The sequence below is a fragment of the Collinsella sp. CLA-ER-H2 genome, from assembly GCF_040092405.1.
Classification (GTDB): Bacteria; Actinomycetota; Coriobacteriia; order Coriobacteriales; family Coriobacteriaceae; genus Collinsella.
Genome location: NZ_JBBNLO010000028.1, coordinates 19,332 through 27,643, shown reverse-complemented (window position 1 = coordinate 27,643; position 8,312 = coordinate 19,332). Strand labels below are relative to the sequence as shown.

The window sequence follows — 8,312 nt, the reverse complement described above, 5'->3', positions numbered from 1 at the left end:
CACACTCGGGCACTTGGAACGGGGGAAACGGCGGTCGACGAAACTGGAGAGGAGGTATTACGAGCTCCTGTGCGAATTGGAGAGAACGCTCCCGCAAACTGCCTCTTGACAACTTATAGGAGCGTCGCTTTTACCTGATGGATAAGGCGGCCGGCGTGTACTATCTGCGCTCAAACGTGTTTGCGAGCGCGAACGACGACGCCTATCCGGCGGTCAGCGCCATCGTGAAGTCCGCAGTCGACAAATGCAGCGCCGATACCGACGGGTCCGACTACGCCCGCGCCCTGTGGCTCCACGACTGGACGCTCGACCAGCTGGAGCACGACCACAACCTCAACTGGTGCTCGGCCGAAAGCGGCCTCACGCGTCACCAGGGCATCTGCGAGAGCTATCAGCGCATCTACTCCAAGCTCCTTGACGCCGCGGGCATCGCCAACGGCCGCATCACCGGCAACGGCCACACCTGGAACGCTGTAAAAATCGACGGCAAATGGTGCCAGATGGACCTAACCTGGGACGACACCAGCGACAACTGGTACGGAGACCTTGACCAGCGCCATTTGTACTTTGGCCAAACCGACGAGCTCATGGCAATCGCCCACTCCGACCACACGGCAAACTACCAAAAGGACGACTACGCCTACCGCTCGACCGACCTATCCAACAATTACTTTGTGCGAAATGGCAAGGCCGAAGAATGGACAGAGAAGTACGCCGACCGCATTCAGCAGCGCCTAGATGCCAAGGAAGAGAGCTTTTCCATTGACGCTGATAACCAGTCGTTCCCGCCGAGCATCTCGGGGATTCAGAGGTGACGCATAATTTCTTTCGCAAATTGACAACCGCATAGCGGAACACGGCCCACGCCCCGTCATATGGATTCCAGCGACTAAACAACAAATCATTGACGAAGGGAGCACGGGACGCGTCTGCGAACATCGTACCAACCGACGAGGAGTCGCTGCGCAAGGACATAAAGAATCTGGTGAGGAAGACCGTCGAGGAGACGACCAACGCGCTGCTCGACGAAGAGGCGTCCGAACTCGTCAGAGCCGAGCGCTACGAGAAGAAGGCGGGCTGGGAGGCCTACCGCAGCGTCCGGTATGCCAGAAAGCTCGCCATTGGAGCCGGGAAGGTCGAAACAAGTGCGTGAGGATGCTCGGTGCGCTCGGGGAGGTGTTCACCGGGGCCCGCCATCGGCACTGCGCGGTGATTTCTACCGCAACGTGCTGGAAAGGGTTCCCGTGACCAGGCGAAAGGCCGTAGCGCATGTTGAAGGCGATCCACGCGCAGGAATCGCGCGAGGCATGCGGCAGGAAGGCCGGGGAGGTGGCGGACGAGTTGGAGTCGATACGGCTCGGGGCGGGCACGAGGACGGAGCGCGACGGGTTCGCCGAGACGCTTGCCTACACGGAATTCCCGCCGGAGCACTGGCGCCGGATCAGGACGAACAACGGGATCGAGCGCATCAACCGCGAGACCAGGAGGAGGACGAGGGTCGTCGGGGCCTTCCCGGACGGCAATTCGGCCCCCATGCTAGTGACGGCGAAGCTGAAGTGCATAGTGGAGCACGAGTGGGGCAAGAGGAGGTACCTGGACATGTTCAAGCTGGAGGAGATGGACGAGCTGAGGGGAAAGGCGGAGGGCTAGAAGAGGACGGGGCCGAGGACGGCTAAATCAATTTGCGAAAGAATCTTGACGGCACCTCCCAAAAGAGGTTGCCGGTTTAGCGCGATGGACGCATGAGGCGATCTTTACTCACCGGATCATATCAACCTAGCTGAGCCATCTCTTTCATTACAAAACGGCTATCTACGCTCGTTCGTTCCACTGGACTACGTTCACGCTCCATTCAAAATCATCATGAACGGTTTCCCCACCAAAAACGGAAGCCAAAACGCCTTGTCAACGTGAAAACCCAGAGAAGAGCAGAGCGCGGAACCAATGACGTTAATCAGTTCGCACACAATGCGGGGCAGCATTTCCCATATTCGAATGAGGTTAGCCGAAGCCTAATTCGAAGAGGCTGGATCGGCAATCATGGCCTTCCTGCTTACATAATCCAACCTGGAAACGTAAGAACCGTCCTTTTCCTGCTCGACGATCAAGTCAAAAGTTTGCATATATCTGTAACCGAAGCAATCATAGTAAGCAATTCCCAGCTCATATTTTCCAACTGGAGAACATTTTTCGGTGTCGATATAAATCCCAAGGTAAAAGCTCTCGCCATGATCGAGCGTCATCGCTCTAACTCCTCGCCATTCTTCGCCCTTAGGGTAAACACCGACCCTAACGTTGGTCGCACAACCTAGGCCAGTATTTGTAAATCTCAAAGGAGCATAAATGGTTTGGTTGGGTAATGAAAGTTCAAGGCCGTTCACAACCATACACATATACTTAGATTTAACGCACTCCCACTGATGGCTATTAAGCCCATCTTTATACTCAATCTTATTGCCGATTATTACGTAAGTCTCGCGCTCATCAACCTCACAATACTCATTGGAGATTTCCCCATAGCCAGCATCAGTAGTGTGCAATTTGACAGCATCGTCGCTGCCAAAGGGAAGCATAGAAGATAAGCCTTTCCTATTCTTCTGAGTCAAGATCACCATCGAAAAATGCGGCGCGATGCTTTTCCTGCTCTGCACCCGTTGCTGCTCCCAAGCGTCAAAAACGCCGTAAACGATACCGAGCAAGGCGATGAAGGCTGCACCCATCGTTCCGCAATACCCAAGCATATCCCCTGCACTCCAGGGCGTTTTTATAACATTTGGCGAGCCGACTGAATACAGCAGCATCACTGCAATTGGAATAAAAACAATGATTGTCAAGCTGACAAAGCACAACAGAGCTGGGCTGCCTTTAAGGCCGGAGATCGCAGCTGGTTTTTCCTCGTCACCTTTCTTCGACACAGTACTCCAATCAGCTTAAATTAACACGCTTAACGTCATCCCAATTATGGCGCATATAAAGGGCAGCGAACTCCGTCTGCAAAAGCGATACAAAAGGAGGAATGACAACATGTTGAAGTATGAACTTAAATGACCCTACATTTACGGAATCGCCGTCCATGGAGACAAAATTAATGCCATAAGTTGAAAGCAATAACACCGCCTCGACAAGAACGGAAGATGCATTTCTGCATTCTAGATTAATGGCGAAATAGGACCCCTGACACCCAAATAGGCGGTCACGTCTACCCGGAGCATAAAGCGATGAGGTGGACTTATCGTTGCAGAATATGGGATTGTCACATCTGCCATTTATTAAATTAAAGTACAGAGTAGATGGATCTTCAATAAATCTTTTTAACTCAGCGCCACCACTAAGTCCTGACCTTCCAACAATCCATTTCCAATCGCTATCATTCGCGTCATCGAGATAACGATAAATAAGCGAAACGTCGATGTTATTAATATTCGCCGAAATGACTTCCGAAACAACGCTCTCCATCGAGCCGCATATCTCCCTAAGATACTGATGGACGTTGTAGCAATAAGGAAAATCTCTGGGATGCAGGTAAAGCGAATAAGTGTTTTCCTTTATCAGGTCTGTCTTTCGTTCGTTAAGTCTAACCAACTGTGAAACAACGATCTGCTGGACGTTCTGTTTGAAAAGCTTTGACTCCAATTCTGAATTAACTCGCTTTATCCTTTGTTTCGAAAACTCATGGACAACAATCAGAACTACGGAGCCGGCAACTAAAAGAAAATACAACAAAGCTTTAACGTGAACCTGATTATCGTCAGAAACAAAATGATCGACAACGATCAATCCCGGCGTTGCCAGAAGCGCAAGCATAACCGAAGAAGCATATGCAATTCTCTTAATAGTATTCAGATTCATCGCACGCCCCCATGCCCAAACACAAATGCGGCGCCAGCATCAAACCAGCGCCGCATCAAAAACTAGTCCCTCTTAAACAGATCCCTCGTGTACACCTTGTCCGCCACGTCCGCGAGCTCGTCGCTCCAGCGGTTGGCGACGATCACGTCGCAGCCGGCCTTGAAGGCCTCCAGGTCGTGCGTGACCTCGGAGCCGAAGAACTCCGGCGCGTCCAGCGTGGGCTCGTAGACTACCACGGGCACGCCCTTGGCCTTCACGCGCTTCATGACGCCCTGGATGGAGCTCGCGCGGAAGTTGTCGGAGTTGGACTTCATCGTCAGGCGGTACACGCCCACGACCGGCTTCTCCTTGCCCTCGTACACGCGGTCCCACACCATCTGCAGCACCTCGTCTGCGACGAAGTCCTTGCGCGTGCGGTTTGCCTCCACGATGGCCTCGATCAGGTTCTGCGGCACGTCCTTGTAGTTGGCGAGCAGCTGCTTGGTGTCCTTGGGCAGGCAGTAGCCGCCGTAGCCGAAGCTGGGGTTGTTGTAGTGCGACCCGATGCGCGGCTCCAGGCACACGCCGTCGATGACGTCGCGGGTGTTGAGGCCGCGGACCTCACAGTAGGTGTCGAGCTCGTTGAAATAGGCCACGCGCAGCGCCAGGTAGGTGTTGGCGAACAGCTTCACTGCCTCGGACTCGGTGGTGCCCAGCACGAGCTCCGGGATGCCCTTGGTACCGTCGGCGTTGACGCGCTCGAGCTCGGCGGGGTCGGCGCCCTGTGCGAGCAGGCCGGCGAACTTCTCAGCGGCCGCGACGGCCTCGGGGTCGTCCTTGGGCGCGCCCACCACGATGCGGGACGGATGCAGGTTGTCGTAGAGGGCCTTGCTCTCGCGCAGGAACTCCGGACTGAAGAAGATCTTGCTGTCGCCCAGCCTCTCGCGCAGGCCCGCGGTGTAGCCGACGGGGATGGTCGACTTGATGACGATCCAGGCCTCCGGGTTCACGGCGCGCGCCGCGTCAATCGCGGCCTCGACGGAGGACGTGTCGAAGAAGTTCTTGTCCGAGTCGTAGTTCGTGGGCGTGGCGACCACGACGTATTCGGCGCCTGCATACGCTTCGGTCGCGTCAGCTGTTGCGCTCAGGTTCAAATCCCGCTCCCCGGCCTTGGCCTCGGCCAGGAACCGCTCGATCTCGGCGTCGCGAATGGGCGACTCGTAGTTGTGCAGCTTCTCGACCTTCTCGGGGACGATGTCCAGCGCGCACACCTCGTTGTGCTGCGCCAAGAGCACGGCCAGTGAGAGGCCCACGTACCCGGTGCCTGCAACTGAGATTTTCATATTGCCTCCATATAGCTCTAAATCCGTTGGTTTCATTGCGCTTCGATCGAAAACGTCCTTCTACTTCCAGAAGTCACCGAACCTCTCGATGTCCTCCTCGGTGAGCACGTCGCCGTGCTGGACCTCGATGATGTGGAGGTCGGAGGACGTGGCGCGCACGGCGTGCATGTGGCCGACCTCGATGTTCACAACGCAGCCCGCGCGTACCTGCCGCACGAGCCCGTCGAGCACGACCTCGCCCTCGCCGGCCACGACCGTCCACACCTCTGAGCGGTAGGAGTGGCGCTGGTAGGAGATCTGCCTACCGCTCGCGATGACGAGCTCCTTGGTGAGGGACTTGGCGCCTCCAGGGTAGGCGGAGCTGTCGAGCACGCGGTACTCGCCCCAGCGGCGGCGCTCGTACATGGGGCGGGTCTCGGCGACGGAGCCCACGAGGCCCTTGATGCCGGCAGAGGCCTCCTTGCCGCATGCGAGTATACCGTCGTGCGTGGCCACGACCACTGCATCGGAAAGTCCGGCCACCACCATGGGGAGGCCCGTCTCGTTGATCACGTGGACGTTTGAGCACGTGGCCCCGTCCACGACGACGCGCCCGGCCGCCCGGTCGGTCATCTCCTCGGTGAGGGTGTTCCAGGTGCCCAGGTCCTTCCAGGTGCCCGAATAGGGCACGACGCCGATTGAGGAGGCCTTCTCGACAACCTCGTAATCGAAGGAGTTCTTGGGCAGCTCCGCGTAGCGCGAGCGGAACTCGTCGAAGGAGCCCGACTTCAGGTAGCCGTCGGAGATGGCGGTGAGGTAGCCCAGCCTGAACGCGAAGACGCCGCAGTTCCAGAGCGCGCCCTGGGCGATGAGCGCCTTGGCGGCCTCCCCGTCAGGTTTCTCGGTGAAGCGTGCCACCCTGCGGGGGCTGCCCTCGGTGTCGCCCGGCACGATGTATCCGTACTTCACGCTCGGGTAGGTGGGTTCTACGCCGAGGAGCACTAGGTCGGCGAAGCCAGACTGGACGGCATCGTCGAGCCCCACAACCCCGTCGTAGTAGGCCTGGTCGGCGTAGGAGTCGATGGGCATCACGATCACGGTGTCGCCGGCATCGGCCCCCTGCTCCATGGCAAGGTGGGTGCAAGCGAGCATGATGGCCGGGGCGGTGTCGCGCCGCTCGGGCTCGAGCACCAGGGCGTAGTCGCCCTCGACCTGCGAGCGGATGGAGAACTCCTGGTCCGCGCAGGTGGCGATGGTCACGTCCAAGTCTGCGTCTACAGATCGTATCTGCGAGAATACGCGCTGCACCATGGATACGTGGTTGCCCTGCGAATCGCGCAGCACCTTCAGGAACTGCTTGGAGCGCGAGGAGTTGGAGAGCGGCCACAGGCGCGTGCCCGAGCCGCCGGAGAGTAGTATCAGGTGGATCACTTCGTTCCCCCTAGGATGGACTCGACTTCGGCTGATATGGATGCAAGAAGGGAGTCGGCCCCCTCCACCGTCGCCTCCGTGGCGAACACGTAGGCCTTGACCTTCGGCTCGGTGCCGGAGGGCCGCACGATCGCGCGGGAGCCGCCGGCCAGGAGCAGCTCCAGGACGTCGGCCCGAGGGAGCTGCTGGGGCTTCGGGTCGGAGGGGTTCACGGCGGGCATCTCGACGCCAACGGCGTAGTCGACGAATTGGTCGACGGGCACGCCGGCGAGCTCCGCAGGCGGGTTAGCGCGAAGGCCGGCCATGATGGCGGCCATGTCCGCGGCGCCCTCCGGGCCCTCGTACGCCTTGGAGAGCAGCGCGCTCGCCCAGAAGCCGTGCTCCACGTAGAGCCTCTGCATGGCCTCGTAGAGGTCCAGGCCCCTCGCCTTCCAGTGGGCGGCGAGCTCGCAGACGAGCACGGACGACACCACGGCGTCCTTGTCGCGGGCGTGGGTGCCGGCGAGATAGCCGTAGGACTCCTCGAAGCCAAATAGGAAGTCCGCCTCGCGGCCCTGGGACTCGAGCAGGCCTATCTGCTCGCCGACGAACTTGAAGCCGGTGAGCGTGCGGCGCAGCTCCAAGCCGTACGCGCGGGCGAGGTCGTCGGCCATGGGGGCAGAGACCACGGTGGTCACGGCGACTCTGCGCGAGAGGTCCTCGCCGCTCCCGGCGGCCCGCTCGGCCAGCATGTCGAGCAGCAGCAGCCCCACCTCGTTGCCGGAGAGGAGCACGTACTCGCCCCCGTGGGGCACGGCGATGCCCAGGCGGTCGCAGTCGGGGTCGGTGGCGAAGAGGAGGTCAGCCTTCGTCTCCTCGCAGAGCTCGAGGCCGAGCTCAAGCGCCTCGCGCACCTCTGGGTTGGGGTACGGGCAGGTCGGGAACGCCCCGTCCTGCACGGCCTGCTCCTCGACCACGCGGATGTCGGTCACGCCGATCTTGGCGAGGGCCCCGGAGACGCACTCCAGGCCCACGCCGTGCAGCGGCGTGTACACGACGCACAGGCCCGAACAGTCCACGCCGGTCGCCTGGGCGGCCGCTAGGTCGACGAACTTCTCGATGACTGCCTCGTCGATGGTGAGCGCAAGGCCGCTTGCCACGGCTTCGTCGTAGGGCATGGCCCTCACGTCTTCGAACGGGTCCACGGCGTCAATGGCCGCCTGGATTGCCTCGGCCGTCGCCACCGTGATCTGGCAACCGTCCGCGCCGTAGACCTTGTAGCCGTTGTAGGCGGCCGGATTGTGGCTCGCGGTGATGTTGACGCCCGCAGAGCACCCCAGCTCGCGCACGGCGAAGCTGAGGGCGGGTGTGGGCTCCACACGCTCGTACATGTATGTCTTGATTCCGTTGGCCGCCAGCACCGACGCCGCGCGGCGCACGAACTCCTCGCTGCCGTGGCGCGTATCGCGGCACAGGGCAACCGTCGGGCCCTCAAGGTTCGCGTTCAGCCAGTCTGCGAGGCCCTGCGTGGCCTTGCCCACGGTGTAGGAGTTAATGCGGTTGGACCCCAGGCCCAGCTTGCCGCGCAGGCCGCCAGTGCCGAATGCTAGGTCGCGGTAGAACGCGTCCTTGCGCTCGGAGGCGGACATGGCCTCGATAGCGTCCCGCTCCCCCGCAGATACACTCGAAACCCAATCATCAAAATTGCAGATGTTTGATTTCATCTTTCAATTTCCCTCTCATTATTTGAAT

Annotated in this window: 8 protein-coding genes; 3 read left to right on the top strand and 5 right to left on the bottom strand. The window is 59.5% G+C overall.

Features of this window, described 5'->3' with window-relative positions:
• Window positions 1-137: 137 nt before the first annotated feature.
• The 3 genes from AAAX59_RS08160 to AAAX59_RS08150 all read left to right on the top strand — a co-directional run bounded on the left by AAAX59_RS08160 (window position 138) and on the right by AAAX59_RS08150 (window position 1,650).
• Window positions 138-815 carry a hypothetical protein gene (locus AAAX59_RS08160; protein ID WP_349071415.1) on the top strand — a complete coding sequence of 226 codons (678 nt, stop codon included), beginning with the start codon at window positions 138-140 and terminating at the stop codon, window positions 813-815.
• 89 nt (window positions 816-904) lie between these two features.
• Window positions 905-1,153 carry a transposase gene (locus AAAX59_RS08155; RefSeq protein ID WP_349071414.1) on the top strand — a complete coding sequence of 83 codons (249 nt, stop codon included), beginning with the start codon at window positions 905-907 and terminating at the stop codon, window positions 1,151-1,153.
• A gap of 116 nt (window positions 1,154-1,269) precedes the next feature.
• The gene (locus tag AAAX59_RS08150; RefSeq protein WP_349071413.1) at window positions 1,270-1,650 is read left to right on the top strand and encodes a transposase; all 381 of its coding nucleotides are present in this window, start codon (window positions 1,270-1,272) and stop codon (window positions 1,648-1,650) included.
• Between the two features lie 362 nt (window positions 1,651-2,012).
• On the opposite strand, the gene AAAX59_RS08145 is transcribed toward AAAX59_RS08150, so the two are convergent.
• The 5 genes from AAAX59_RS08145 to AAAX59_RS08125 all read right to left on the bottom strand — a co-directional run bounded on the left by AAAX59_RS08145 (window position 2,013) and on the right by AAAX59_RS08125 (window position 8,284).
• Complete coding sequence (locus tag AAAX59_RS08145; RefSeq protein WP_349071412.1) at window positions 2,013-2,915, bottom strand: hypothetical protein; 903 nt, start codon at window positions 2,913-2,915, stop codon at window positions 2,013-2,015.
• A 10-nt stretch (window positions 2,916-2,925) separates the two neighbouring features.
• The gene (locus AAAX59_RS08140; RefSeq protein WP_349071411.1) at window positions 2,926-3,849 is read right to left on the bottom strand and encodes a hypothetical protein; all 924 of its coding nucleotides are present in this window, start codon (window positions 3,847-3,849) and stop codon (window positions 2,926-2,928) included.
• A 62-nt stretch (window positions 3,850-3,911) separates the two neighbouring features.
• Window positions 3,912-5,171, bottom strand: a complete 1,260-nt coding sequence (locus AAAX59_RS08135) for a nucleotide sugar dehydrogenase (protein WP_349071410.1) — start codon at window positions 5,169-5,171, stop codon at window positions 3,912-3,914.
• Between the two features lie 60 nt (window positions 5,172-5,231).
• The gene (locus AAAX59_RS08130; protein ID WP_349071409.1) at window positions 5,232-6,581 is read right to left on the bottom strand and encodes a sugar phosphate nucleotidyltransferase; all 1,350 of its coding nucleotides are present in this window, start codon (window positions 6,579-6,581) and stop codon (window positions 5,232-5,234) included.
• On the bottom strand, window positions 6,578-8,284 hold the full coding sequence (locus AAAX59_RS08125; protein ID WP_349071408.1) for a phospho-sugar mutase: 1,707 nt from the start codon (window positions 8,282-8,284) through the stop codon (window positions 6,578-6,580). Before AAAX59_RS08125 ends, AAAX59_RS08130 begins: the two co-directional genes overlap by 4 nt.
• Window positions 8,285-8,312 lie beyond the last annotated feature (28 nt).

What these genes read in the sequence shown, in the direction of transcription:
- AAAX59_RS08135 (WP_349071410.1), bottom strand. Translation starts at nt 5,171, where the DNA reads ATGAAAATCTCAGTTGCAGGCACCGGGTACGTGGGCCTCTCACTGGCC.
- AAAX59_RS08140 (WP_349071411.1), bottom strand. Translation starts at nt 3,849, where the DNA reads ATGAATCTGAATACTATTAAGAGAATTGCATATGCTTCTTCGGTTATG.
- AAAX59_RS08125 (WP_349071408.1), bottom strand. Translation starts at nt 8,284, where the DNA reads ATGAAATCAAACATCTGCAATTTTGATGATTGGGTTTCGAGTGTATCT.
- AAAX59_RS08160 (WP_349071415.1), top strand. Translation starts at nt 138, where the DNA reads ATGGATAAGGCGGCCGGCGTGTACTATCTGCGCTCAAACGTGTTTGCG.
- AAAX59_RS08150 (WP_349071413.1), top strand. Translation starts at nt 1,270, where the DNA reads ATGTTGAAGGCGATCCACGCGCAGGAATCGCGCGAGGCATGCGGCAGG.